The sequence below is a fragment of the Streptomyces sp. MJM8645 genome (assembly GCF_001625365.1).
Taxonomy (GTDB): domain Bacteria; phylum Actinomycetota; class Actinomycetes; order Streptomycetales; family Streptomycetaceae; genus Kitasatospora.
This window is the reverse complement of sequence record NZ_LJJF01000001.1, coordinates 1,973,229-1,997,436: the sequence shown is the minus strand read 5'-3', so window position 1 is coordinate 1,997,436 and position 24,208 is coordinate 1,973,229. Positions and strand designations below refer to the sequence as shown.

Sequence of the window (24,208 nt, the reverse complement as noted above, 5' to 3'; positions counted from 1 at the left end):
ATGACGGCGGCCATCCGGACCGCGGCGGGCGCCGCGGACCTGACTCTGGTGCGGGACGTGCGGCGCGAGGTGTTCATCGTCGAGCAGCACGTGCCGGAGGAACTGGAGTACGACGAGTACGACGCGACCTCGGTGCACCTGCTGGCCGTGGCGGCGGACGGGACCGCGCTCGGGACCGCACGGCTGATCTTCGGGGAGCAGGCGCTGAAGCTCACCGGGGGTGTCGAGGGCCGGGTGCTGCTCGGACGCCTCGCGGTGGTGTCGGCGGCCCGGGGGACCGGGCTCGGGGCCCAGCTGGTGCGGGCGATCGAGGCGGCCGGGCTCGACCGCGGGGCCGTCGAGGTGGAACTGCACGCGCAGGTGGGGGCGCTGGGGTTCTACGAGCGGCTGGGGTACACGGCCGAGGGCCCGGTGTACGAGTCCGCGGGGATACCGCATCGGACGATGACGCGGGTGCTGTAGGGCTTCGGGCCCGGCCGTGCGGATCCCCGTGCCCCTGACGGGGTGCGGGGATCTCCGTTTTCCCGTGCGGTACCCGGACGCAACGGGGTGAACAGGGCGCAAGCGGCGGCTTCGGCGGTGGCCTTATCGGACGCCTACCCGGGGGGCGGATACGATCAGCCCCCATGGAGTTCGGTGGGGCGTGGCGCCGGTGGCGCAGCCGGGGTACGACGGTGCGGCGCAGGGTGGTGGCCGGTGCGGTGGCCCTGGTGGTGGTGGCCGGGGCGGGTACGGCGACGGTGGCGTCCGGCGGTGAGCCGGCGGTCCATCAGGAGGACCGTTTCCTCGCCATGCCGGAGACCCCCGGCAGTGACCAGCAGGTCCAGGTGGACACCTCCTTCTTCACCACCGGCAGCACCCCGCGCCCGGCGGTCCTGCTCGCGCACGGCTTCGGCGGCTCCAAGGACGGCGAGCGCGAACGCGCCCAGCAGCTGGCCCGACAGGGCTACGCGGTGCTGACCTGGTCGGCGCGCGGCTTCGGGCACTCGGGCGGGAAGATCGGCCTCAACGCGCCCGACCGCGAGGTCGAGGACGTCAAGCACCTGGTGGACTGGCTGGCCCAGCGGCCCGAGGTGCAGCTCGACGGGCCCGGCGACCCCCGGGTCGGCATCACCGGTGCCTCGTACGGCGGCGCCGTCTCGCTGCTGGCCTCCGCGTACGACCACCGGATCGACGCGGTGGCCACCCAGATCACCTGGTGGAACCTGGCCGACGCGCTGTTCCCGCAGGGCGTGCAGGGCTCGGGCGCCGTCGACGGCGTGTTCAAGAAGCTCTGGGCCGGGATCTTCTTCACCACCGGCGCGGCCGGCGACCTCGGCCCCTCCGGCGGCGCGCCGCGCGGCGGCGGGGCCGGGCCGGGGCAGGGCGCTCCCGGGCAGGGCGGTTCCGGGCAGGGCGGTGACGCCGCGGGCGGGCCGGTCGGCTGCGGGCGGTTCCTGGAGTCGCTCTGCCAGATGTACGACCGGGTCGCCACCGCCGGGCACGCCGACCCGGAGGCCGTCGCACTGCTGGACCGCTCCAGCCCGTCCTCGGTGGCCGCGCAGCTCAAGGCGCCCACCCTGGTCGTGCAGGGCCAGCAGGACTCGCTGTTCCCGCTCGACCAGGGCGACCGGATCGCCCGGGCCGTCGCGGCCAACGGCGCGCCCGTCTCGGTGGACTGGTTCGCCGGCGGGCACGACGGCGGCACCGACACCAGCGCCCGGGTCGACGACCGGGTGACCGCCTGGTTCGACCACTACCTGAAGGGGCAGGGCGACGACACCGGCCCCGCGTTCCGGGTCACCCGCACCGGGGGCGTCGACTCCACCGGCTTCCAGGCCGTGCTGCGCGGCGCCTCCGCCGACCGCTACCCGGGCCTGGACGGAACCGGCTCCCACGGCGTCGAACTGGCCGGCGGCGAGCAGACCATCGCCAACCCGCCCGGCGGCGCCCCGCCCGGGATCTCGACGCTGCCCGGGATCGGGGCGCTCAGCCAGGCCGCCTCGCTCGGCGCCGGGCTGTCGCTCGACTTCCCCGGCCAGCACGCCGCCTTCGACTCCGCGCCGCTGGGCCAGCCGCTGCACCTGACCGGGCAGCCCACCGTGCCCGTCCAGGTGCACGCCGACCGGCCGGACGCGGTGCTCTTCGCCAAGCTGTACGACGTGGGCCCGGACGGCAAGGCCGTGCTCCCGCAGCAGCTCGCCGCCCCGCTGCGGGTCACCGGCGCCGACGCGGGCCGCACCGTCACGGTCGCGCTGCCCGCCGTCGACCACACCTTCGCCACCGGGCACCGGCTGCGGCTCGTGCTGGCCGCCACCGACCTCGCGTACGCCTCGCCCGTCGAGCCCGCCACCTACCGGGTCGCGCCGGCCGGGGCGCTCACCGTGCCGACCGACGACGAACTCGTCACCGAGGCCACGCCGCTGCCCGCGCGCACCTGGCTGCTGCCGCTGGCGGCCGTCGTGGTGGCGCTGGGCCTGGTGCTGTCGCCCCGGCTGCTGCGCCGCCGTCGGCGGGGGGCGGGCGACGGGCCGGCGTACGACCCGGCGCTGGCCGGGGTGCCGTTGCAGATCACCGGCCTGAGCAAGCGCTACAAGGGCGCCCAGGACCGTTACGCCGTACGGGAGTTGGGCTTTCGGGTGGAGCAGGGGCAGGTGCTCGGCCTGCTCGGGCCCAACGGCGCCGGCAAGACCACCACGCTGCGGATGCTGATGGGCCTGATCCGGCCCGACGCGGGCGAGATCCGGATCTTCGGCCACCTGGTGCGCCCCGGTGCGCCGGTGCTCTCCCGGGTCGGCGCCTTCGTCGAGGGCGCGGGCTTCCTGCCGCACCTCACCGGCCGGGCCAACCTGCGGCTGTACTGGCAGGCCACCGGCCGGCCGGAGGAGGACGCCCGCTTCGACGAGGCGCTGGCCATCGCCGGTCTCGGCGAGGCGCTCGACCGCGCCGTGCGGACCTACTCGCAGGGCATGCGGCAGCGGCTCGCCATCGCCCAGGCCATGCTCGGGATGCCGGACCTGCTGATCCTCGACGAGCCGACCAACGGGCTCGACCCGCCGCAGATCCGCGAGATGCGCGAGGTGATGATCCGGTACGCCGCCGCCGGCCGTACCGTCATCGTCTCCAGCCACCTGCTCGCCGAGGTCGAGCAGAGCTGCACGGACCTGGTGGTGATGGACCGCGGGCGGCTGATCACCACCGGGGCCGTCGGCGAGATCGTCGGCGCGGGCGAGCTGCTGTTCCTCGGCGTGCCCGCCGGGTACGAGCCCGGGTCGGTCGTCGAGAAGGTCGGCGCGCTGGCCGGGGTCGGCTCGGCGGAGGCCGTCGAGGGCGGGCTGCTGGTGCGCCTGGACGGGCTGGCGGCGCACGAACTGCTGGCCGAACTGGTGCGCCTCGGCGTGCCGGTGGAGAGCGCCGGGCCGCAGCGGCGGCTGGAGGACGCGTTCCTGTCGTTGATCGGAGGTGCGGCGTGAGCAGGGGTGCGAACGGTGGCGTGAGCAGTGAGGTGAGCAGCGAGGTGGGTGATGGCGTGAGCGGTGACGTGAGCGGCGTCGTGTCGGCGGACCACGCCGAGGGGTACCGGGCGGGCCGGACACTGCCGCTGCGGGTGGAGGCGATGCGCCAACTGCGGCGGCGCCGCACCCTGGTGATCGGTGCGGTGCTGGCCGCCCTGCCGTTCGTGATGCTGGCCGCGTTCCAGATCGGCGGCACCCCGAGCCGCCCCGACCGGACCACCTTCATCGACCTGGCCACCGCGTCCGGGCCCAACTTCGCCGCCACCATGCTGTTCGTGGGCACCGGCTTCCTGCTGGTCATCCCGGTGGCGCTGTTCTGCGGCGACACGGTCGCCTCCGAGGCGAGCTGGTCCTCGCTGCGCTACCTGCTGGCCGCGCCGGTGCCCCGGGCCCGGCTGCTGGCCCGCAAGTTCGCGGTCGGGCTGGCGTTCTCGGCGGTGGCGGTGGCGATGCTGCCGCTGATCGGGCTGGTCGTCGGCACCGCCGCGTACGGCTGGGGGGACCTCAAACTGCCCACCGGGGCCAGCCTTTCGGCCGGGGAGGCGCTGCCCCGGCTGGCCGTCGCGGCGGCGTACGTGTTCCTCGCCGAGATCGTGATCGCCGCGCTGGCGTTCTGGCTCTCCACGGCGACGGACGCGCCGCTGGGCGCCGTCGGCGGGGCGGTGTTCGCGTCGATCATCACCGGGGTGCTGGACGCCGTCACGGCGCTGGGGGGCCTGCGGGAGTGGCTGCCCGCGCACTGGCAGTACGCCTGGGCGGACGCCCTGCAGCCGCAGTTGGAGTGGGGCGGCATGGTGCAGGGCGTCTCGCTGTCGCTGTCGTACGCGGCGGTGCTGCTCGCGCTGGCGTTCCGGGGGTTCGCGCGCAAGGACGTGGTGTCGTAGGGCCGTTGTGCTGCGGGCCCGCCGCGGGGGTGCGGCGGGCCCGGGGTGGGTGACCGGGGTGGGTGACCGGGGTGGGGCGCAGGGCGGGGGTCAGGGCTGGGGTCAGGCGATCGGGGCGTTCGCGCGCTCGATCCGCTGGGTGCCGGTGCGGGTGCGGTAGGAGCGGGTCCAGCTGCTGGTCGCGTCCTTGCGGGTGCGGTCGGAGAGGACGTAGTAGTCCATCTGGGTCTGCTCGGGCGTGATGTCCAGGACCCCGTAGCCGTGCGAGTCCAGGTCGACCCACTTGACGTGCGGGTTGGCCGCCTTGATCGCGGTGCCGGCCGCCAGCGAGACGGTCTGCGGGGCGACCTTCAGCAGGTCGTCGACGTTGTCGGAGGTCACCGAGGTGACCACGAACTCGGTGGCGACACTGCCGGACAGCGGGTAGGTGGCGGCCTCGTTCGGGACGTCGGCGGCCCAGGCGGAGTGGATGTCGCCGGTCAGGAAGACGGTGTTGGTGATCCCGTTCGCCTTGAGGTGGCCGAGCAGCTCGCGGCGGTCGTGGGTGTAGCCGTCCCACTGGTCGGGGTTGACCGCCACGCCCTCGCCGGGCAGGCCGAGCAGCTTGGCCAGCGGGCGCAGCAGGTAGTCGGGCAGCGAGAGGAAGGCGACCGGGGAGATCATCACCTCGTTGCCGATCAGTCGCCAGGTGGTGTCGGAGGCGGACAACCCGGCCTTGAGCCAGTCCAGTTGGGCGCGGCCGGTGAGGGTGCGGTCGGCCGAGTCGACGGCGCCGCTGCCCGTCTTCGCCTGCTGGGAGCGGAACGAGCGCTGGTCCATCAGGTGCAGGTCGGCGAGCTTGCCGTAGCGCAGGCGGCGGTAGGTGGTGCCGGCGATCGAGGGCCGGACCGGCATCCACTCGAAGTAGGCCTGCTTGGCGGCGGCCATCCGGTCGGCCCAGGCGCCCTCGGTGCCCGGGGTGTGGTTCTCGGCGCCGCCGGACCAGGCGTCGTTGGCGAACTCGTGGTCGTCCCAGATCGCGATGGTCGGGAGCTTGGCGTGCAGGGTCTGGAGGTCGTCGTCGGTCTTGTACTGGCCGTGCCTGGTGCGGTAGTCGGCGAGGGTGAGGATCTCGTGGGCGGGGGCGTGCGGGCGCACGACCGTGCCGCGGGCGCAGAACTCGCCGGTCTTGTACTCGTAGATGTAGTCGCCGAGGAAGAGGAAGGCGTCCAGGTCGCCGCGGGCGGCGAGGTGGCGGTAGGCGGAGAAGTAGCCGCCCTCCCAGTTGGCGCAGGAGGCGACGCCGAACCGCAGCCGGGAGAGGGCGGCGTCGGTGGCGGGGGTGGTGCGGGTGCGGCCGGTGGGGGAGACGGCGCTGCTGGTACCAGTGGTGGCGGTGGCGGCGGTGAAGCGGTACCAGTAGGGGGTGTCCGGGGTCAGGCCGCGGACGTCGGCCTTGACGGTGTGGTCGGCGGCGGCGGTGGCGGTCACCGTGCCGCTCGCGACGACGCGGGTGAAGGCCTGGTCGGCGGCCAGCTCCCAGCGGACCTCGGTGTCGGGGCCGAGGCCCGAGCCGGGGAGGGCCTCGGGGCGGGGCGTCACCCTGGTCCAGAGCAGGACGCCGTCGGGGAGGGGGTCGCCGGAGGCTATGCCGTGCAGGAAGCGGGGGGCGGCTTCGGGGGCCTGCGCGGGTTGGGCGGCTCCGGCGGCCTGGGCGGTCTGGGTGGCCTGGGCCGGCTCGGCGGCTTCGGCGGGGGTGGGGAGGGCGATCGGCAGGGCGGCGGTCGCGCCGGCGGCCAGCGCGCCGGCCTTCAGGACCTGGCGGCGGCGCGGGTGGGCAGGGGCCATGTCATGGACAAGATCGTTCACGTCCGGAAGGTTACCCGTTAGTAAAGCGTAGGTAAATCAGGTGACCTGACGATCCGTCGTGGAGCGGGCGGGTGTGGTTGCCCGGGGCGGGCGAGCGGGGGAGGCCGGGGTGGGCGGGCCGGGGAAGTCGGGTCGCCGGATCATGCGGGATCATGGGGGAGTACCCGCCCTCAGCTGCCGAAGGACCCCGACCGTGGCCCAGATCGTCCTCTTCCACTCCGCCCTCGGGCTGCGCTCCGCCGTCCACGCCGCCGCCGACCGGCTGCGCGCCGCCGGGCACACCGTGCACACCCCGGACCTGTACGACGGGCGGACCTTCGACGACATCGAGGCCGGACTGGCGTACCAGGAGGAGGTCGGCGGCAGCGAGGAACTGCTGCGCCGGGCCGTCACCGCCGCCGCTCCGCTGTCCGACGGCGGCCTGGTCTACGCGGGCTTCTCGCTCGGCGGCTCGCTCGCGCAGAACCTCGCCCTCGCCGACGACAAGGCCCGCGGCCTGCTGCTCCTGCACGGCACCTCCGACCTGCGCGAGGACGCGGCCACCGAGATCCCGGTGCAGCTGCACGTCGCCGAGCCGGACCCGTTCGAGACCGAGGACTGGCTGAACGCCTGGTACCTGGGGATGCGGCGGGCCGGGGCCGACGTCGAGGTGCACCGCTACCGGGGCGCCGGGCACCTGTTCACCGACACCGAGCTGGCCGACTACGACGCCGAGGCGGCGGAGCGGGCCTGGGCCATCGCGCTGGACTTCCTCGGCGAGCTGGATTCCTGACCGAGGGCGGGTGCCGGGGCGGGCCGGGTCAGCCGGCGAGCCCCGGCACCACCAGGCCGGACTCGTACGCGATCACCACGGCGTGGGTCCGGTTCTGCGCGCCGAGCTTGGTCAGCACGTTCCCGACGTGCGTCTTCACCGTCTCCAGGCTCACCCTGAGCGACTCCGCGATCTCCGGGTTGGACTGGCCCGTGGCCATCGACCGCAGCACCTCCTCCTCCCGCACCGTCAACGCCGCCCGGGGCAACGCCTCGGCGGAGTCCAGCGGGCGGGCGGAGACCATCCGGCGCAGCGCCGCCGGGAAGAGGATCGCCTCCCCGGCCGCCGCCACCCGCACCGCCTCCGCGATCTGCCGCACCGGAAGCCGCTTCAGCACGAACCCGCTCGCCCCCGCGCTGAGCGCGGCGGTGACGTAGCCGTCGTTCTCGAAGGTGGTGATCACCACGACCTTCGGCGGCGCGGCCGACTCGGCCAGCAACTGCCGGGTGGCCTCGATCCCGTTGCGGCGCGGCATCCGTACGTCCATCAGGACCACGTCCGGCCGCAGCCGCTGCGCCTGCTCGACCGCGTCGACGCCGTCGGCCGCCTCCCCGACCACCGTGATCCCCGGCTGCGCCGCGAGCAGGGTGCGCAGGCCGCTGCGGGTCACCTCGTCGTCGTCCGCGATCAGGAGGGTGACGGGGGTGCCGGTGGCGTCGCCCGGGGCGTCGGGCGCGGCGTCGGTGGGATCTGGGCCGGTCATGCCGACAACCGTACGGGCAGCCGGACGGCCAGCCGCCAGGCCTGGGGCCCGTCCGGCCCGGCCTCGATCTCGCCGTGCAGCAGCCGGACCCGCTCGGCCAGGCCCGGCAGGCCGTGGCCGGAGGTCGGGAAGGCGCCCTGGCGCGGGCCCGCCCCGGTCCGGTTGGCCACGCTGAGCTCCAGGGTGTCCGGCCCGGCCGCCACCCGGACCTCGATCGGGCCGCCCGCTCCGTGCCGCAGCGCGTTCGTCAGCCCCTCCTGGAGGATCCGGTACGCCGCCCGGGAGAGCGTCCCCTGCACCTGCGCCAGCTCGCCGGACAGCTCCGGCTCCACCACCGCGCCGGCGTGCCGCAGCCGGTCCAGCAGCTCGGGCAGGTCGGCCAAGGTCCGGGCCGGGGCCGCCCCCGACTCCTCCTCGCGCAGCGCGCCCAGCACGTAGTCCAGGTCCTCCAGGGCGGCCCGGGTCGACTCCTCGATGCTGCGCATGGCGGCCCGCGCCGCCACCGGGTCGGCGGAGAGCACCTCGCCCGCCACCGCCGCCTGGATCGTGGCCGCCGTCAGGGTGTGCCCGATCGAGTCGTGCAACTCGTGGGCCAGCCGGTTGCGTTCGGCCAGCCGGCGCTCCCGCTCCGCCGCCAGCGCCAGCCGCTCGGCCGCCGACGGACCCAGCAGCTTCGGGGCCAGCCCGCGCAGCGCGCCCGCCACCGCCGCGCACACCACCGGCGCCAGCAGCAGGCAGGCCGCCGCCACCACCCAGCTCCAGGCGCCCGTCAGCTGCACCGACCGGCCGGGCCAGCTCAGCCGGGCATCACCGGAGACCCAGCCGCCCGGCAGGGCCACGGCTGCGCCGAGCAGCACGAGGCTGGCCAGGCCTCCCACCCAGCCCAGCGCCACGTGCAGCACCAGCCACAGCGGGGTGCGCCAACGGTCGGTGCCGGGGGCGTCCGCCGCCCGGGCGCCGGACACCGGATCCGGCAGCGACACCCTCAGCAGCCGGCGGACGCCGCCGATCAGCACCCGCCGGGTGGTGCGGGCCAGCCCGACCACGGCGAGCAGCGCCGCCCAGAACAGCAGGGTGAGCACCGCCCGCGTGAGGTAGGGGCCGGACGGCCAGGCCATCATCGGCAGCATCGCGAACGGCAGTAGCGGCAGGCTCGCCAGCGCGCCGAGGAAGGCGAACAGCACACCCGAGTACGTGGAGCCGCGCAGCAGCGGCCGGATTCCCCTGATCATGATCACCAGTATTGCGGCGCAGCTCATGGGGGGCCTCCCCCGATCGGGGGAGCGTTCGTTCCGGTCTTTCTGTTCCGGCGGGACGGCTACGGCGAGGCGGCTCCGGCGGCATCGGCGCGGCCCCGAGTGAGCAGGCGGGTCGTGCTGCCGTCGTCCTCCGTGATGTCGCGGACGTGCCGGAAGCCGATCCTGCCCAGCAATGCCAGCGAAGCGAGGTTGGCGTCGGCGACCGTCGCGTGCACCTCGGCCAGCCCCAGGGCGGTGAAGCCGTAGTCGACGATCGCGGCCGCCAGTTCGGTGCCCAGGCCGCGGCCCCACGCCTCCGGGGCCAGCGCGTAGACGATCTCGAAGCCCTCGACCACGGTGGTGGGCTTGATCTCGGCGTGCCCGACGAGGCGGCCGCCCTGCCGGACGGCCCAGACGTCGAACCGGTTCGAGGCGTACACCTGGGTGAAGATGCGGCCGAACAGGGCCCGGTCCTCGGCCTCGGACTGCGGGCCGTCGCCCATCCACCGGGACACCTCCCGGTCCTGGAACAGCGTCACGAAGTCCTCTTCGTCCGCGAGGACGTACGGGTCGAGCAGCAGGCGCTCGGTGCGCAGGGTCGGGGTCACGCCGGGCGACGGTACGGGGGCCGTCGTCCGCCCGGCAAGCGGTTTTCGGGAGGCCGGAGCGCCGGTGGCGATCGGGGAGTGCGAGCGGGCCGGTACCGGGTGGTCCTCGTGTCGGCCAGGCCGGTTCGGGACATGCTGCCGGTGTTCGACATCGCCGTCGCGGCCGAGCCGGAGGCGGTGGCGGCCGAGATCGCGCTGCTGGCGCGGACGGCCGAGGACCGGTAGGGCGGCGGGGTGCTCGCCACCGCAGGTGCCTGATCCGGGCGTCGAGGTCGCCGCAGCGCAGGAAGTCGGGTAGGCCGACTTCCTGTGCTGCTTTCATGTGACGCAGGTCATGTCGAACGCAGAACCTGCGCGCGGTCGCCGGCGTCTGGCTGGTGTGAGATCACGCAGGAGAGCACTGGACGAGCTGGACGAGGAACGCCTCGTCCGGCTGATCGCCAGAAGTGACCGCGCGGCGTTCGACGAGCTGTACCGGCGCACGTCGCCATGGCTGGCGGTGCGGTTGCGCCGCCGCTGCGCGGACGAGCAGATCGTCGCCGAGGTCATGCAGGAGACCTATCTGGCGGTGTGGCGCGCGGCCGGTGCGTTCGCCGGGAGCGCCGTCGGCGGGACGGCCGTCGGATGGCTGTGGACGATCGCGGCGCGCCGCCTCGTCGACGCCTTCCGGCGCCGTGCCCACCACGCCGAACCGCCGGTCGCCGCCGCCGAGCGGGCCGTGGTGCCCGCGGCGGAGGAGGAGGCGCTCGCCGGGACCGTCGGCGGCGACGTGGGCGACGCCCTGCGGCGGCTGGCGCCGGAACTCCGAGACGTACTGCAGGCGACGGTGCTCGACGGGCTCTCCGTCCGGGAGACCGCCGTCCTGCTCAGACTGCCCGAAGGCACGGTCAAGACCCGTGCCCGCCGGGCCCGGATCGCGATGCGGGAGGCGCTGGCATGAACGCGGAACACGCGTCGAGGCGGCTGATCGACGACTACGCGCGTGGTGACACGGCGATGGCCGCGGACACGGTGTGGGCACTGGAGGCCCACCTGGAGACGTGCGCGCCGTGCCGGAGCCTGCTGGCGGCCTCCGTGGCCACCGAGGCGCCCGGCGTCGCCGCGCTCGTCGACACCGTCCGGGCCGGTCTGGACGCGCAGTTGGGCGCGGCCGTCGGGGCGCCTCGGAGGCGGCACCGCCCGACCTGGGTGTCGGCCTGGCTGACACCGGCCATGACCCCGTGGCTGGCGATGACCGCCGTCGTCACCCTGATGGCGCTGCTGCTGGACGTGGCCGCGCCGGCGAAGGTCTTCGGCGGCTCCTCGATGGTGGCGCTGATCGCGCCCGTGCTGCCGCTGTGCGGTGTCGCCGCATCGTGGTCGCGCGGCCTGGACCCGGCGCACGAACTGACCGCCTCGACCGCCCGGGCCGGCCTGGCCCTGCTGCTCAGGCGCACCACCGCGGTCCTCGTGGTGGTCGTGCCCGGGCTCCTGCTGGGGGGATGGCTGACCGGGAACACGACGGCCGCGCAGTGGCTGCTGCCCTCCCTGGCCTTCACCTCCACCGCCCTGGCGCTGGGCACCGTGATCGGCGTGACCCGCGCCGCCGTGGGGCTGGTGACCGTGTGGGGCGCTGCCGTCGTGGTGCCCACGTTCGTCACCGGCCGCATCCCCGCTGTCCTCGAACTCGCCCTGCACCGCGACCAGTTGCCCGTGTGGGGGCTGCTCCTCGCGCTCGGCGTCTGCGCCGTGATCGCCCGCAGGGACGCGTACTCAACGCTGTGAAACCCATGTCCACCCTGGAAAGGGACCATCGCATGACGTATACGGCGAGCGCGGCCGACACCGCGCCGAAGACCTACGCCTGGGAGATCCGGGCCAGCGGCCTGAGGGTACGCGTCGGACGGAGCAAGATGGCCGTCGACGGGCTCGACCTCTCCCTGGGCATCGGCGCCCACGGGCTCCTCGGGCCCAACGGAGCGGGCAAGACCACCCTGATCCGGACGCTGGCCACCGTGCTGCGCCCCACCGAGGGCGAACTGGAGATGCTCGGCACCTCCCTGGGGGGCCGGGTGGTCGACCACCGGGCCCTGCGCCGCCAGATCGGCTACCTGCCGCAGGACTTCGGCTACTACAAGCGCTTCACGGTGCGCGAGTTCGTCGAGTACATGGCCTGGCTGAAGGAGGTGCCGAAGGCGGACATCCCCGGGGCCGTCCAGCGGGCCGTGGAACGGGTGGGCCTGGCGGACCGCGCCGACCACCGGATGAAGACCCTGTCCGGCGGCATGGTGCGGCGGGCCGGCATCGCCCAGGCCATCGTCAACTCCCCCGCGGTGCTGCTGCTGGACGAGCCGACGGCCGGCCTGGACCCGGCACAGCGGCTGCGCTTCCGCGAACTGCTGCAGGACCTGGGCCGCGACACCTGCGTGGTCGTCTCCACCCACCTGGTCGAGGACGTCGCGGCCGCCTGCTCCGACGTGGTGCTGTTCGCCGACGGCCGCCTCGTCTTCCAGGGCACGCCGGACGAACTGGGCGCGGCGGGCAGTACCGACCACCCGGGCGACAGCCCCCTGGAGCGCGGCTACTCGGCGCTGCTCAGCAACTCCGGCCAGCAGGGGAGCGCCTGGTGAACGGACGTGTGCTGCGGACGGAGCTGAGGCGCTCCGCCGCCCCGTGGGCCGGCATCGTCGTGCTGGCCGGCAGCCTGGCGGTCTTCTTCCCGTTCGACGCGCTCTGGTGGCACGGCACCGCGGGGTGGACGGCCCAGTGGACCACCATGGCCATGTGGACCCGGTCCCTGCTGGCCTTCTGGTGGCCGTTCGTGATCGGCATCGGGGCGGTGTACGGGCTGCGCGAATCCCGCTCGCGGATGACCGAGCTGCTGACGACCACGCCGCTGCCGGCCTGGCGCCGTGCGGCGCTGCCGGCCGGTGCGATCGGGCTCGCGCTGGCGGTGGGCTTCGGTCTGCTGGTTCTGGTGGGCGGAGTCCAGGTGGCGGCCGGTCCGACCAGCTACGCATCCCTCGGCTGGCTGCCGATCTCGCTGGTGGCGGCACTGTCCCTGGTCGCGGGCGCCGTGTTCGGCATGGGCGTCGCGCGGGCGCTGCCCTCCACCCTCACGCCGCCGGCCCTGGTGGTGATCGTCTTCGTGGGGACGGGCCTGTTCCTGCGCATGAACAACGAAGCGGCGGTGCCGACGGGCAGGGTGTCGAACCGGTTCGCCCAGCTGTCCCCGGCGACCGTGGAGCCGCGGCAGATGCTGCTGACCCTGTCCGGCTCCGTCCACCTCGGCCAGACGCTCTGGCTGCTCGGCCTGCTCGCCACCGGCTTCGCGCTGCTGGCGGCCGTGACCCGCCGGGCCCGGCTGCTCGCGGTGACTCCCGTCCTGGCCGGCCTGGGCCTGGCCCTGCTGGTGCTCCCGGCCGCCGCGCGCGACACCTACGTCGTCGACAAGGCCGCCGCGGCGTTGGTGTGCGACGGGCCGGTGTGCGTGACGCAGGCGAGCCGTTCACGCCTGGCCGAGCTCGCGCAGCGCAGCAAGGACGCGATGCCCGTGCTGCACGACGCCTTGGGCGACAAGGCGCCGACCTCGGTGCGGGAGGACACCGCGCTGCACGAGCTCGCCGCGCCACGCGAACTCTCCGCAGACGTGCTGCTGGTCGACTTCAACGACCGGATGCTCGCCGACGCGAAGGGTGACAAGCTGACCCGCGCGCTGATCGCCAGGGGCCTGGCGCCGAGCTGCTACCCGGACAACGACAAGGAGGGCGGGGGGAGCCACGACATCCCCGCCCAGAGCATCGCCGTGAGCTGGGCCCTCCACGACTCCCAGCTCCAACCGCTGCAGGAGAAGGGCACCAGCCGGTACGCGCTCGAAACCTGGGCGGAGGCCGACCTCGCGTGGCAGAAGCTGATGGCGCTGCCGCCGGCCGAGCAGCGCTCGCGGATCGTCGAGCTGCACGCCGCCGCGCTCTCCTGCGAGGGGTACAAGCAGGTTCCGAAGCTGGCCGGGGGAGCGTCGCGATGAGGTGGCTGATGCTGTACGCGCGTTCACGGCAGGTGTCCACGTCGGCCGCCGCGGTCGCGCTCACCGCGCTGGTGGTGTGGGCCTTCAACCGGGGCGGCGGCACGGGGGCGATGGACGCGGACGCGATCAACCCGATCGTGTACTTCGTGCTCGCCGCGGGCGTGGCGGCCGGCTCCGTCGGGCTCGGCGGGCAGGACGCCGCACTGGACAGGACGGCCGCGATCCGGTGGGCGCCCCGCCGGGCGGCGCACGCGCTGCTGATCGGCGTGGTCGCGGGTGCGGCGCTGCTGGCGGTCCAGGCGGTGGGGCCGAGGTTCGCCCCCACCGAGGTCGTCGTCCGGGACACCGCGGGCCTGGCCGGCCTGGCCGCGTTCGGGGCGGTGGTGTGCGGGGCGCACCTCGCCTGGACCCTGCCGACCGCCTGGCTCGCGTTCGCCGTCCTCTCCCCGCCGCTGCCGCCCAACACCGTGGGGAAGGCGTTCGGTTGGATGTCCTACCCCCCTGGCACGGAGGCGTCCACCTGGACGGCGGTGGGCCTGCTGGTGACCGGCGCCGGGGTCTACGCCCTGGTGGGGCCGCGCAGGTAACTGGCCCGCCCCGCGCTCCGCTCCCCCTCTGCGAGTTGGGGGAGCGGGGCGTTCTGCTGGGGGCTGTCAGTCGCGGCTGCCCAGGGTGTCGCGCGAGACCTGCCAGAGCAGGGCGGCCGCCTCGGGGTCGAGGGCGTACTCGGCGACGCCGGTGCGGGCACTGAGTTCGCCGCGGACGGCTTCGTTGCAGTCCTCGAAGTAGCGGCCGCTGACGCCCGCCAGCAGCGGCGAGGCCGCGAGCAGGACGGACGTCGCCGCGCCCTGCTCGGTGGTCTTCCACAGCAGTTCCGCGCCGTTGGCGGCCTGGGCGCGCAGCCGGTCGAGCTCCTCCTCGGAGACGTGGCGCTGGAGGGCGGTGCGGATGCCGCCGGGCATCAGGGCGTTGACGGTGATACCGTCCGCCGCCCAGCGCTTGGCGGCCTCGACCGCGAACAGGACGTTGGCGGTCTTGGACTGGCCGTAGGCGGACCAGGGCTCGTAGGCGCGCTCGCGGAAGTGGATGTCCTCGAAGACGACGGGGGAGCGGTGGTGGGCGCTGGAGCTGACGGCCACGACGCGGGCGCCGCCGTCCCGGACCAGGGCCGCGTGCAGGCCGGTGGCCAGCGCGAAGTGCCCGAGGTGGTTGGTGGCGAACTGGAGCTCCCAGCCCTCCGGCGTGCGGACCTCGGGCGAGGCCATCACGCCGGCGTTGTTGACCAGGATGTGCAGGGGCCCGTCCCAGGCGGCGACGAACGCGGCGACGGAGGCCTGGTCGGCCAGGTCCAGCGGGGCGACCCGGAGGTCCTTGTTGCCGGTGGTCGCGGTGATGTCCTCGGCGGTGCGGGCGCCGGCGTCGAGGTTGCGGACCGCGAGGGTGACCTGCGCGCCGGCCGAGGCGAGGGCGCGTGCGGTCTCGACGCCGATGCCGGAGGCGCCGCCGGTGACGACGGCGCGGCGGCCGGTCAGGTCGACGCCGGAGATGACCTCGGCGGCGGTGGACTCGGCGCCGAAGGGGGAGGTGAGGCGCGGGGCGCTGGCGTTCATGATCATTTCCCGTCTGGTTGGGTGACCGGAGCTGGGGGTGCGCGGGAGGGTGCGGCCGGTAGAGTGGAAACCGGAGGGCCCTCCGCATGTCTCCAGGTTAAGCGGAGGATCCTCCGCTTGCAACCCGAGGAGGACCAGCCGTGACCACCGCCGACCCCCGGCCGCTGCGCGCCGACGCGCGCCGCAACCGCGACCGACTGATCGAAGTGGCCGCACGGGCCTTCGCCCAGGACGGACCGGACGCGACGCTCGGAGCGATCGCCAAGGAGGCCGGCGTGGGCATCGGCACCCTCTACCGGCACTTCGCCACCCGCGAGGAACTCGTCGACGCGGCCTACCGCAGCGAACTCGCCAAGCTGTGCGACTCCGCCGCGGAGCTCCTGGCCAGTAGGGGGCCCGACGCCGCGCTGCGCGCCTGGATGGACGGCTTCGTCCGCTACATGACGACCAAGCGCGGGATGTCCGACGCGCTGCGCGCGCTCATAGCCTCCGGCGGCGACCCCTTCTCGCACAGCCGCGCGATGCTGACCGCCGCGATCACCCGACTCCTGCGGGCCGGGGCCGAGTCGGGCGTGCTGCGCGCCGACGTCGAACCGGAGGACGTGCTGTTCAGCCTCAGCGGCCTGTCCATGGCCGCGACGACCCCCGAGCACCACGCCCGGATGGAACGCCTCCTCGACCTCCTGATGGACGGCCTGCGCTACCACTCCGCCTCCGGGCGGGACGTCGGCTGAGAAGAACGACCGAAGGGCGCCAACCGTACGCGGCTGGCGCCCTTCGTCCTTCGTCGTGACTGCGGCCTGGTGCGGCCGGGGTCAGAGGAGCTGGAAGGTCCACTCCTGCTTCCAGCCGCCCTCGCAGCTCCACACCCCGAGCTGCTTGAAGTCGGAGTCGTGGGTGAGGCAGTTGTCGTCGTCGATCTGGACCCGGTACTTGCCGTTGCCGAGGCCGACGAACTGCCACTTCTGGTTGGAGGTGCCGCCCCACGCCTGCTGCTCGGCGACGTAGGTGTCGGGGTTCTCGGTGAGGTTGTACCCGAGGTCGTTGACGATCCGGTAGCGGTCCCCGCCCAGCGGCTTGATCGTCCAGGTGGACCCCTTGTACCCCAGGATCCCGCCCACGATCGGCGCACCCCAGGTCGAGGTCTCGGTGGGGGCCGACGCGCCCAGGCCGTTGGAGAGCTTCAGGAACAGCGGCCGCTCGGTCGGGACGGTCGGCTTGGTGTCCGGCTTCGGCTTGGGGTCCGGCTTGGGCTTCGGGTCCGGCTTCGTCGGGGTGGTCGGGTCGGTCGGGGTGATCACGCCGCCGGAGGTGGACTCCAGCACCCACGCCTGCTGCCAGCCCGACTTGCACGTCCACACGCCGAGCTGCTTGAAGTCGGCGTCGTGCGCGAGGCAGTCGTCGTCGGAGATCCGGATCTGGTACTTGCCGTTGCCGACTCCGACGAGCTCCCACTTCTGCTGGGAGGAGTTGCTCCACGGCTGGAGTTCAGCCATGTAGTTGCCGTTCTCGGTGAGTTCCAGCCCGTACGAGCTGGTGATCCGGTAGCGACCGCCGCCGACCGAGGTGAGCTTCCACTTGGACTCGTTGCCACCCCGGAGGCCGGGGACGACCGACGCGCCGGCGGAGCCGCTGACCGGGACGGCGCCCAGACCGTTGTCGAGCTTCAGGTACACGTCGGCGCCGTTGTTGCCGCCGCCTCCGCCGGGCGTGGGCGGGTTGGTGGTCGGCGGGGTGCCGTCCCAGGCCCAGTTCTGGTTGGGCGCGTCACGCCGGTCCTCGGAGCCGCAGGCCCAGGCCGCCACGGTGCTGCCGTTGGAGGTCCGGCCGTTGAAGTCGTCGATGCAGACGTCCTTGGACCGGTCGTCCATGTCCGTCATGTGCCGGAAACCGCCGCTGGCCGACATGTTCCAGCGCTGACCGGGGATCTCCAGGCAGTCCCAGACCTGGAGCTTGGTCCCGTTCGCGGCCTTGTTGGCCTCCAGGTCGAGGCACTTGCCGTTGGCCGCCTGGAGCTTGTACCCGTTGTACGTCCACTTCTGGGCGTCGCTGCCGTTGCACTCCCACATCTGCACGGGGGTGCCGTTCGCGTTGCCGTTGCCGTTGACGTCCAGGCAGGCGTGGTAGCCGGGGCTGGAGTCGGGGGTCAGGCTGCCGGTCCTGGTGCCGTAGCCGGACCGCGCGGGGAAGTGGATGCTGCGCACGTCGCCGTCGCACTTGTACGGCCGCGCGGTGCCCGCCCGGCAGGTCCACGGCTCCTTCTTGACGGTGTCGCCGTCATTGCCGATGAACGCCCAGTTCATGTACCCGCCGTCGCCGCGGTTGCGGAGGGTCGAGTCCCCCTGGAAAACCCAGATCCGGAATATGTCGTAGCCGGAGGGCTCCTTCTTCTCCTTGTCCATGAAATGGTTGAGCTTGTAGGTGGTGTCGATCAACACCCCCTTCATGTCGGACTTGTACTCGTTCTTGAACCACTCGGTGTCGTACAGGTCGGTGCCCACGGTCTTGAACACCATGACGTTGAACCCGGGAAACTTCGCGCTCAACTTCGACGCGGTGCTCTGGGTGAACTCCGCGTTGTCCAGCTTGTTGAGGTTGGCGGCGTTGCGCATGAGCCTGATCGTGTCGAAGGCGGAGCTGATCAGCGCGGTCATGCAGTTGCCGCCGCCCGGCGAGGCCGGGGTTCCACAGGTCTTGTCCGCGTGGAGGGGCGGCTCCGGCGCGGCCTGGGCCTGTGCGGTCAGGCCGGAGACCATGGCGACTGCGGCGATCCCGCAGGCCAGGGCGCGTTTGAGGCGGGACAGGGGTTTCATATCGGATTCATCTTTCTGGTCGGCAAGGATGGATCGTAGGTTCCGGAATCCTCCGTCTCGCGACTCCATACGGAATCCATATGGCGAGCCGGGAGGTCTTGACGCCTTTTTATGTGCCGTCCCGGATGAGTGGACTCCGCGGACCGAATTCAATGCCGGTGGCCGGCCTTCGAAAGGTCAAGGGACAGCTCTGGGAAGGTCAAGTCAGCGGCCCCGTACGGCTCTTCGGGGAGTCGGTCGACCAGTGCCGGTTTGCCGAACGGCAGATGCCTGACGATCCGTCATGTGCTGGGGGGTGTACCGCTCCTCCGCCGTGCGTAGGCTCGGCCCGTGCAGACCGAACTGGTGCCTGACACGCGTCGCCGCCGCGCGGTGTGTGCGGCGGCGACGGCAGTGGTCGCGGCCCCGGCGGCGATCGCCCCACCGAGTGCGTGGACCGGGGCCGTCGTCGCCGCCGCGGCGATGGCGACCGCGATCCTGCGCCGGCCGCTGGGCCCGGTCGCCCCCGTCCTGGCGGCCGGCCTGGTCGCGGGGCTCTCGCTCGTCACGGACGCCGTCCATCCCGGACCGCAGGGATTGGTACTGTCGTGGCTCCCGGTCGAGTTCGTGGCCATGCTGGTGCTGGCCGGGAGGGTGATCCGGCGGGCGCCGGTCCGCCAAGCCGCCCTGGTCGGTTCGGCGTTGGCGCTCGCGCTGATGGCGCTCCCGCTGCGCTTCACGCGCCTGCTGCCGCAGGCGGTCCTCGAACCGTCGGTGGTCGCCGTCGCCATGGCGATGTTCCCGGTGGCCTGCGCCGTCGGCGTCGGGCTCTACCTGCGGGGCCAGGACAACCAGCGGGCCCGCGCCGTCCAGCGGGCCCGCCGGGAGCAGCGGCTCGACGTGGGCAGGGATCTCCACGACTTCGTCGCCCACGAGTTGACCGGGATCCTGCTGGAGGTCCAGGCCGCCCAGGTCAGCGCCTATGACGAAGAGGAGAACAGCGAGCTCCTGTCCCGCCTGGAGGCGGCCGGTCTGCGGGCGCTGGACTCGATGGACCACACCCTGCAGACCCTGCGCGACCCGGAGGCGCCCGCGCTCGCCGAACCGCCGCCGACCAAGGTCCACGGCCTCGCCGACCTCCCGGAGATGGTCGACCGCTTCCTGGCGTCCGGCACGACCGGCGGCTCCCTCGAACTGGAGCCGGGCCTGGCGGGGACCGCCCCGCACGCGATCCAGGACGCGGCCTACCGCGTCGTCCTGGAGGCGCTGACCAACGTCCGTCGGCACGCCCCGAGCGCGGGCCGGCTGGAGGTGGAGGTGGTTGGCGTCCCGGGCCCCGCCCTGCGGGTCACCGTCACCGACAGCGGGCGGCAGGGCGGCCTCGGTGGCCCAGGCGGTCTGCCGGCCCGCCGCCCCGGCGGTGGGGGCACCGGCCTGGCCGGCTTGTCCGAGCGGATCGGCGCCCTCGGCGGGGACCTGTCCGCCGGCCCGCACGCCCGCGGCTGGCGCGTCCGCGGGGTGCTGCCGCTGCGACTCGACCGGAGGGGGCGGGGCTGACGGGCGGGGGCTGACGGGTTCAGACGGCCTTGGGCTGACGGGTTTCGACGGCCCGGAGACTGCCCGCCGTCCGTCGGTGGGTGGGGTCTAGGGTGTGAGCTGCGGCCACGCCGGTGGGCACCGGTGGCCGCACCGGCGTTTCCATCGCCAGTGCCATGGCGATCAACGTGGACACAGAAGGTGGGAGGACACGCGAAGTGTCAACAACGCCAGAGTTCCGTGGCTTTGACCTGGTACGGCGTGGCTACGAGCGCCAGCAAGTCGACCGCTACCTCAGCGCCCTGTCCGAAGCCGGTTCACCGCCGCCCCCGCCGGCGTTCGAGATCGTGCGGCGCGGCTACGACCGCGAGCAGGTCGACGCGCGCATCGCGGACCTCCTGCGCGGCAGGGGCACCAAGGGCTAGATCAGTCGGGCTAGATCAGGCGGGCTGGGTTCTCGGCAGGTCGGTTGAGACCAGTTCGGCAGCGCGTATGGGGTCGCCGTCCGCGCGGGTGAGCAGCGCCTCGATGTCGTAGCCCGTTGCCTCCGAGGCGGCGTGGATGCCGAGGAAACGGCCCCAGCCGCAGCGTTCCATCGAGACGGCGGCGTCCAGGTCGGGGCGGAGCCGGTGGAGCGTGCAGACCAGTTCCCAGGCGAAGGCGTCCAGGCGGGCCCGCCGCACCGGGTTGCAGGCGTTCACGGCGTCGGTGGTCCAGTCGTCGCCGGGCTCGTACTCCGGGAGGGGCGGCAGGAGTTGGGGGGCGCCCGTGATCGGCTCCGCGCTGAAGGTGAGGGCGTGTGCGCCCTCGGGGTTGCCGACCAGTTCGGCGAGGAGCGGGACGACGCGGGGGTCGTGCCGACTGGCCAGTCCGTGGAGTGCTTCCATGCGGGTCTCGTCGTGCTCGTCGGCCGTCCGCTCCCAGAGCGCGGCCCGGATCGCGGGGCTGTCCGCCCCGGATTGGACGCCGAGGGTGAACGTCGCCCAGTCGCGGACGTGCGGGTTCTGGTCCTGGGTCAGCCCGATGAGGGTGTGGATGTCCGGCCCGTCCGGCAGGCCGGTGAGGACCTCGGCGAACGAGCGGGCCACCTGCTCGCGGACCTCGGCGTCAGGGTGCCCGGCGAGGGTGACGAGGACGGGGACGGCGCGCGGGTCGTGCGTCTGCTCGATCGCGCGTGCCAGGGAGCGCAGCACGTGCTCGTCGGTTTCCCGCTGGGCGAGGGCGACGAGTGCGGTGGCCGTTTCGGTGCGGACTGCCTCGTGGTGGTAGTTGGTGTCGCGCAGCAGGTCGCAGCCTGTCGCGCGCTCGATCGGATCGGCGGAGCCGATGAGCTCCAGGCCGAGCGGCAGCGCCGCCTCGTCGGCGGACGCGCGCCACAGCAGCGGTGCGTACTCGTCCCAGCCGTCGTGGTCGTCCGGGTCGTCCGAGGCGATGATGGCGCGCATTGCCGACAGTGCCCGCGTGACCAGCTCCGCCACGGTGTCCGTTTCCATGCGGGCATTGTGGTGCACGAAACCGCGAGTGTGCGCGGTAATTGTCGGCCCGACCGCGCTTCCGGTCCACGGACGCGTCGACGCCGGCGGGCGTGTGCGGGTGCCGTAGGAGTGACCCCGGAAAGGATCTTGACGTGGTCATGAGCAGGGGTGATCATAGCGGAGCACTGCGCAACGCTGATGCGCGAGAAGGTCGTTGAAGGCGTTCGGCCCGAGGCGTCAGTGGCGGTCCAGTAGCCCGTCGTGTTCGGGTGTGCCGGTCGGGGCGTTTGCTCGGGCGGCCGGAGTGCAGTCCGGGGATTTCCCGGACAGGACCCATCCCTTTCGAAGGGTCGGCGGTGCGGAAGCCGGCCGGGCGCGGATTCGGCCTTGATGAAAGGGAGTTGGTGGACGTTGCGAGGCTGTGGGTCCGCTGGTGTCGATCGGTTCTCCCGGTTGGGGCCTTCGCGGTGAGACGGTTCGGCAATGACCGGGCTGCGGCTGCCGACTCCCAGGTGGCGCCGATGCTGCTCGCCGCGGCCCGGAACAACTCGTCCTGGTGCGAGGCGATGTGTCGGGCGCACGGGTTCTCCGGAGAACTCTCCGACGTCGCGTGGGTGAATCTGAAGAAGAGCCTCACGTACTACCCGAATCTGGTGATTCTGAGCCCGTCGATGTCCGGCTCGGAGGTTCTCGACGTCCTGCGGGAGGCACCGCTGGGGCCGCTTTTCGTCAAGGACAGTTTCGCCAACGCCGATCTCCTCCCGGGGAACTATCGAATTCTCATCGAGGCGGAGTGGATCCATCGGCCGGCTGCGGTCGCGGCCTCGGTGCCGGTGGCGTCACGGGGCGGCGCCGACCAGCGGTGGCGGCGTATCACCGGTGCCGATGAGTTGCGCACGTGGGAGCGGGCATGGGCGGGCGGCGACACATCGGTGAACACGTTCCCAGAAACCCTTCTGCTCGATGACGACGTGATCTTCCTCGGGGGATTCTCGGGCGACAGCCTGGTGGCGGGAGCCGTGCTTCACCTGAGCCATGGTGTGGCGGGGGTGACGAACGTCTTCGGCCCCCCGGGGGAATCCGCCCGGACATGGGCCGGTCTCGTCTCCTGTGCTCACGAAGAGGCGCCGGGAGTCGACCTGGTCGGATATGAGCGGGACGCGGAGCTGGCGGCCGCCGAGGAAAACGGATTCGCGCCGCTGGGGCCGGTTCGGATATGGCAGCAGATGGCCGGAAGCCAATAAATACCTGCCCGTCCCGCGCGGAGGGGTGCAGAAGAATTCCGAAGAAGTCCAGGGGGAGATCAGGAATGAACTTAGCAACCGCAAGAGAACTTGGCGCCGCGCGCAGAACCCTGCGTTTCACCATCCGCTATCTCAGCTATCCGATCCTCATGGTGCTGACACTCGGGGCGTCCATCACCCTGGTCGACACCTCGTTCCCGCAGTGGGCCATCGTGCCGATGGTCACCCTCTTCGCCTCGGTGTACGTGGCCGTCCTGGAGCGGGTCCAGCCGTTCTACGAGGGCTGGAACCGCTCGCGCAAGGACGTCGTGTCGGACGCCACCTCCAGTCTGGTGGCCCTGCTGGTGGTCGCCCGGCTGATCGAGCCGCTGTTCCTCTCGGTCCTGTTCGCCGGATCCGTCCTGCTGTCCGAAGAGCTGGACAGCACGTTGTGGCCGACGAGTTGGCCTCCCGTCGCCCAGGCCGCACTGGCGCTCCTGGTGGGAGAGTTCTTCTACTACTGGATGCATCGCTGGATTCACGGTTCGCGGGTCTTCTGGCGCTTCCACGCGGTGCACCACAGCTCGGAGCGGCTCTACTGGCTCAACTCCGCCCGGTTCCACCCCATTGACTTCTTCCTCGACGACGTGGCGATCGTCTTCCCGCTGGCCCTGACCGGGTGGACGCTGCACAGCATCTCCGGCCTGATCATCCTTCTCACCTTCTACAACTGCCACGGCGTCACCATGCACTCCAACATGGACGTCCGGCTGGGCCCGCTGAACTACCTGGTGCCCGGACCGGAAGGGCACCGTTGGCACCACTCAAGGGACCTGCGCGAAGCCAACAAGAACTTCGGCGGCAAGGTCGTCCTGTGGGATCTGCTGTTCGGGACCTTCTACCTGCCCGGTGACCGGATGCCGCCCGAGGACATCGGCCTGGCCGACCAGGTCCGCCTGCCGGACTCCTACCTCGGCCTGCTGCTGGCTCCGTTCCGCTGGTCCAAGCTCCCGCTGCGCAAGCCCGAACCGGCATCCGGCGCCGTCCTGGTCGAGGAAAAGGCGGGCAGCGTCTGATCCTGCGCCGGGGCTGCGCAGGAAGTCGGGCCGGCCGACTTCCTGCGCAGTGGGGCGTTGGGCGGGCTGAGCCGGTCCCTGGTGGAGGCTGTTCGCGCTACTCGATCGACACCGGAGCTCGTTGTTGTCGCGTGTGGCGGGCGGACCTCAACTCCTGACGGCCTCTGCGATCTGCAGGGCGGCCTGGGCGGGCGTGAGGTGCGTGGTGTCGACGACCTCGGCCTCGGCGTGCAACCAGGTACGGGCCGCTTCGGCGTAGGGCTCAAGGTGGTTGAGGCGGAACCGGGAGTTGGGGCCGACCACAGTGTCCCCCGCGATGCGGCCGCGGAGGGTCTCCTGGTCGGCGTGGAGTACGAAGTGCCGTACCGGAATGGCGTGTTGGGCGAGGCCCGTGCTGATCTCACGCCAGTACTGCTCGACCAGGACGGTCATCGGCATCACCAGAGTCCCGCCGGTGTAGTCGAGCACGTGGCGGGCGGTCTCGACTACGAGTGGCCGCCACGGCGGCCAGTGCTGGAAGTTGTCCGTCCCGGGCAGGCCCGGCGTGATGTCCATGAGTGTCTCGCCGACCTTCTCGGCGTCGAACACCCGGGAGTCGGGGATCAGTTGCTGCACGAGTGCACTGGTCGTCGTCTTGCCTGCGCCGTGGGTGCCGTTGAGCCATACGATCATGGGCTCGACGTTAGCGGTGCGCGGGCCACAGGAACGGGCACATGTGACTGTCAGCGCTAGTCGGCGGATGCCCCGTCCCAAATGATCTGGTCTGCGGGAAGGACTTTGACCTGTGGCGACCAGATCGGTTGAGGCGCTGAGGTGCCGAAAATCTCAAGCGAGCTGGTCCCGGAAGCTGGGATGCAAGGTGTTGTCTCAGTTCATCTGGTCCGGCGACGGTCGAGGGCGATCT

The 24,208-nt window shown here is 72.6% G+C and carries 22 protein-coding genes; 14 read left to right on the top strand and 8 right to left on the bottom strand.

Translation table 11 applies throughout. The annotated features are described in order from the left end of the window. The 3 genes from A6F73_RS08520 to A6F73_RS08510 all read left to right on the top strand — a co-directional run bounded on the left by A6F73_RS08520 (nt 1) and on the right by A6F73_RS08510 (nt 4,378). Complete coding sequence (locus A6F73_RS08520) at nt 1-462, top strand: GNAT family N-acetyltransferase (RefSeq protein WP_063347227.1); 462 nt, start codon at nt 1-3, stop codon at nt 460-462. Between the two features lie 164 nt (nt 463-626). Further along, entirely contained in the window at nt 627-3,452 is a 2,826-nt protein-coding gene (locus A6F73_RS08515; RefSeq protein ID WP_063347226.1) for an alpha/beta fold hydrolase, read from the top strand. A 56-nt stretch (nt 3,453-3,508) separates the two neighbouring features. Continuing rightward, a complete protein-coding gene (locus A6F73_RS08510; protein WP_063347225.1) occupies nt 3,509-4,378 on the top strand; it encodes an ABC transporter permease subunit in 870 nt (289 codons plus the stop codon). 102 nt (nt 4,379-4,480) lie between these two features. Here A6F73_RS08510 and A6F73_RS08505 read toward each other — a convergent pair whose 3' ends face one another. After that, nucleotides 4,481-6,205, bottom strand: a complete 1,725-nt coding sequence (locus A6F73_RS08505) for an alkaline phosphatase D family protein (protein WP_063347224.1) — start codon at nt 6,203-6,205, stop codon at nt 4,481-4,483. A 163-nt stretch (nt 6,206-6,368) separates the two neighbouring features. Here A6F73_RS08505 and A6F73_RS08500 point away from each other — a divergent pair, with 163 nt between their 5' ends. Further along, a complete protein-coding gene (locus A6F73_RS08500) occupies nt 6,369-6,998 on the top strand; it encodes a dienelactone hydrolase family protein (RefSeq protein ID WP_063347223.1) in 630 nt (209 codons plus the stop codon). 28 nt (nt 6,999-7,026) lie between these two features. Here the strand turns inward: A6F73_RS08500 and A6F73_RS08495 are convergent, their stop codons facing one another. Genes A6F73_RS08495 through A6F73_RS08485 form a run of 3 tightly spaced genes read right to left on the bottom strand, consistent with a single transcriptional unit; the run spans nt 7,027 to nt 9,586 of the window. After that, on the bottom strand, nt 7,027-7,740 hold the full coding sequence (locus A6F73_RS08495; RefSeq protein ID WP_063347222.1) for a response regulator transcription factor: 714 nt from the start codon (nt 7,738-7,740) through the stop codon (nt 7,027-7,029). Next, nucleotides 7,737-8,999: a histidine kinase gene (locus A6F73_RS08490; RefSeq protein WP_279634887.1), complete on the bottom strand. Its 1,263-nt coding sequence runs from the start codon at nt 8,997-8,999 to the stop codon at nt 7,737-7,739. Before A6F73_RS08490 ends, A6F73_RS08495 begins: the two co-directional genes overlap by 4 nt. A gap of 59 nt (nt 9,000-9,058) precedes the next feature. Then, complete coding sequence (locus A6F73_RS08485; protein WP_063347221.1) at nt 9,059-9,586, bottom strand: GNAT family N-acetyltransferase; 528 nt, start codon at nt 9,584-9,586, stop codon at nt 9,059-9,061. A gap of 379 nt (nt 9,587-9,965) precedes the next feature. Here A6F73_RS08485 and A6F73_RS08480 point away from each other — a divergent pair, with 379 nt between their 5' ends. From A6F73_RS08480 to A6F73_RS08460, 5 genes are read left to right on the top strand one after another with little or no spacing between them, the layout of a single operon-like run. Next, nucleotides 9,966-10,526, top strand: coding sequence for an RNA polymerase sigma factor (locus tag A6F73_RS08480; protein WP_063347220.1), 561 nt, complete (start codon nt 9,966-9,968; stop codon nt 10,524-10,526). After that, nucleotides 10,523-11,350 carry a zf-HC2 domain-containing protein gene (locus tag A6F73_RS08475; RefSeq protein ID WP_063347219.1) on the top strand — a complete coding sequence of 276 codons (828 nt, stop codon included), beginning with the start codon at nt 10,523-10,525 and terminating at the stop codon, nt 11,348-11,350. The genes A6F73_RS08480 and A6F73_RS08475 overlap by 4 nt, the downstream gene beginning before the upstream one ends. Nucleotides 11,351-11,382: 32 nt before the next feature. Then, the gene (locus A6F73_RS08470; protein ID WP_208869062.1) at nt 11,383-12,195 is read left to right on the top strand and encodes an ABC transporter ATP-binding protein; all 813 of its coding nucleotides are present in this window, start codon (nt 11,383-11,385) and stop codon (nt 12,193-12,195) included. Further along, nucleotides 12,192-13,592, top strand: coding sequence for a hypothetical protein (locus tag A6F73_RS08465; RefSeq protein WP_063347217.1), 1,401 nt, complete (start codon nt 12,192-12,194; stop codon nt 13,590-13,592). Before A6F73_RS08470 ends, A6F73_RS08465 begins: the two co-directional genes overlap by 4 nt. After that, entirely contained in the window at nt 13,589-14,179 is a 591-nt protein-coding gene (locus A6F73_RS08460) for a hypothetical protein (RefSeq protein WP_063347216.1), read from the top strand. Before A6F73_RS08465 ends, A6F73_RS08460 begins: the two co-directional genes overlap by 4 nt. Nucleotides 14,180-14,245: 66 nt before the next feature. Here A6F73_RS08460 and A6F73_RS08455 read toward each other — a convergent pair whose 3' ends face one another. Beyond that, nucleotides 14,246-15,202: an SDR family NAD(P)-dependent oxidoreductase gene (locus A6F73_RS08455; protein WP_063351045.1), complete on the bottom strand. Its 957-nt coding sequence runs from the start codon at nt 15,200-15,202 to the stop codon at nt 14,246-14,248. Nucleotides 15,203-15,342: 140 nt separating this feature from the next. Between A6F73_RS08455 and A6F73_RS08450 the strand changes: the two genes are divergently transcribed. After that, the gene (locus A6F73_RS08450; protein WP_063347215.1) at nt 15,343-15,936 is read left to right on the top strand and encodes a TetR/AcrR family transcriptional regulator; all 594 of its coding nucleotides are present in this window, start codon (nt 15,343-15,345) and stop codon (nt 15,934-15,936) included. Between the two features lie 81 nt (nt 15,937-16,017). On the opposite strand, the gene A6F73_RS08445 is transcribed toward A6F73_RS08450, so the two are convergent. Further along, on the bottom strand, nt 16,018-18,015 hold the full coding sequence (locus A6F73_RS08445; protein ID WP_063347214.1) for a ricin-type beta-trefoil lectin domain protein: 1,998 nt from the start codon (nt 18,013-18,015) through the stop codon (nt 16,018-16,020). A gap of 330 nt (nt 18,016-18,345) precedes the next feature. Here A6F73_RS08445 and A6F73_RS43930 point away from each other — a divergent pair, with 330 nt between their 5' ends. Beyond that, nucleotides 18,346-19,551, top strand: a complete 1,206-nt coding sequence (locus A6F73_RS43930; protein WP_079135529.1) for a histidine kinase — start codon at nt 18,346-18,348, stop codon at nt 19,549-19,551. Nucleotides 19,552-19,706: 155 nt separating this feature from the next. Beyond that, nucleotides 19,707-19,955, top strand: coding sequence for a hypothetical protein (locus A6F73_RS08435; RefSeq protein ID WP_159398405.1), 249 nt, complete (start codon nt 19,707-19,709; stop codon nt 19,953-19,955). A 15-nt stretch (nt 19,956-19,970) separates the two neighbouring features. On the opposite strand, the gene A6F73_RS08430 is transcribed toward A6F73_RS08435, so the two are convergent. Next, nucleotides 19,971-21,023, bottom strand: coding sequence for a HEAT repeat domain-containing protein (locus A6F73_RS08430; protein WP_079135528.1), 1,053 nt, complete (start codon nt 21,021-21,023; stop codon nt 19,971-19,973). 503 nt (nt 21,024-21,526) lie between these two features. Between A6F73_RS08430 and A6F73_RS08425 the strand changes: the two genes are divergently transcribed. Further along, nucleotides 21,527-22,249: a hypothetical protein gene (locus A6F73_RS08425; protein WP_063351043.1), complete on the top strand. Its 723-nt coding sequence runs from the start codon at nt 21,527-21,529 to the stop codon at nt 22,247-22,249. 149 nt (nt 22,250-22,398) lie between these two features. After that, nucleotides 22,399-23,304 carry a sterol desaturase family protein gene (locus A6F73_RS08420; RefSeq protein WP_063347211.1) on the top strand — a complete coding sequence of 302 codons (906 nt, stop codon included), beginning with the start codon at nt 22,399-22,401 and terminating at the stop codon, nt 23,302-23,304. 147 nt (nt 23,305-23,451) lie between these two features. Here A6F73_RS08420 and A6F73_RS08415 read toward each other — a convergent pair whose 3' ends face one another. Next, complete coding sequence (locus A6F73_RS08415; protein WP_063347210.1) at nt 23,452-23,976, bottom strand: hypothetical protein; 525 nt, start codon at nt 23,974-23,976, stop codon at nt 23,452-23,454. Nucleotides 23,977-24,208: the final 232 nt, after the last annotated feature.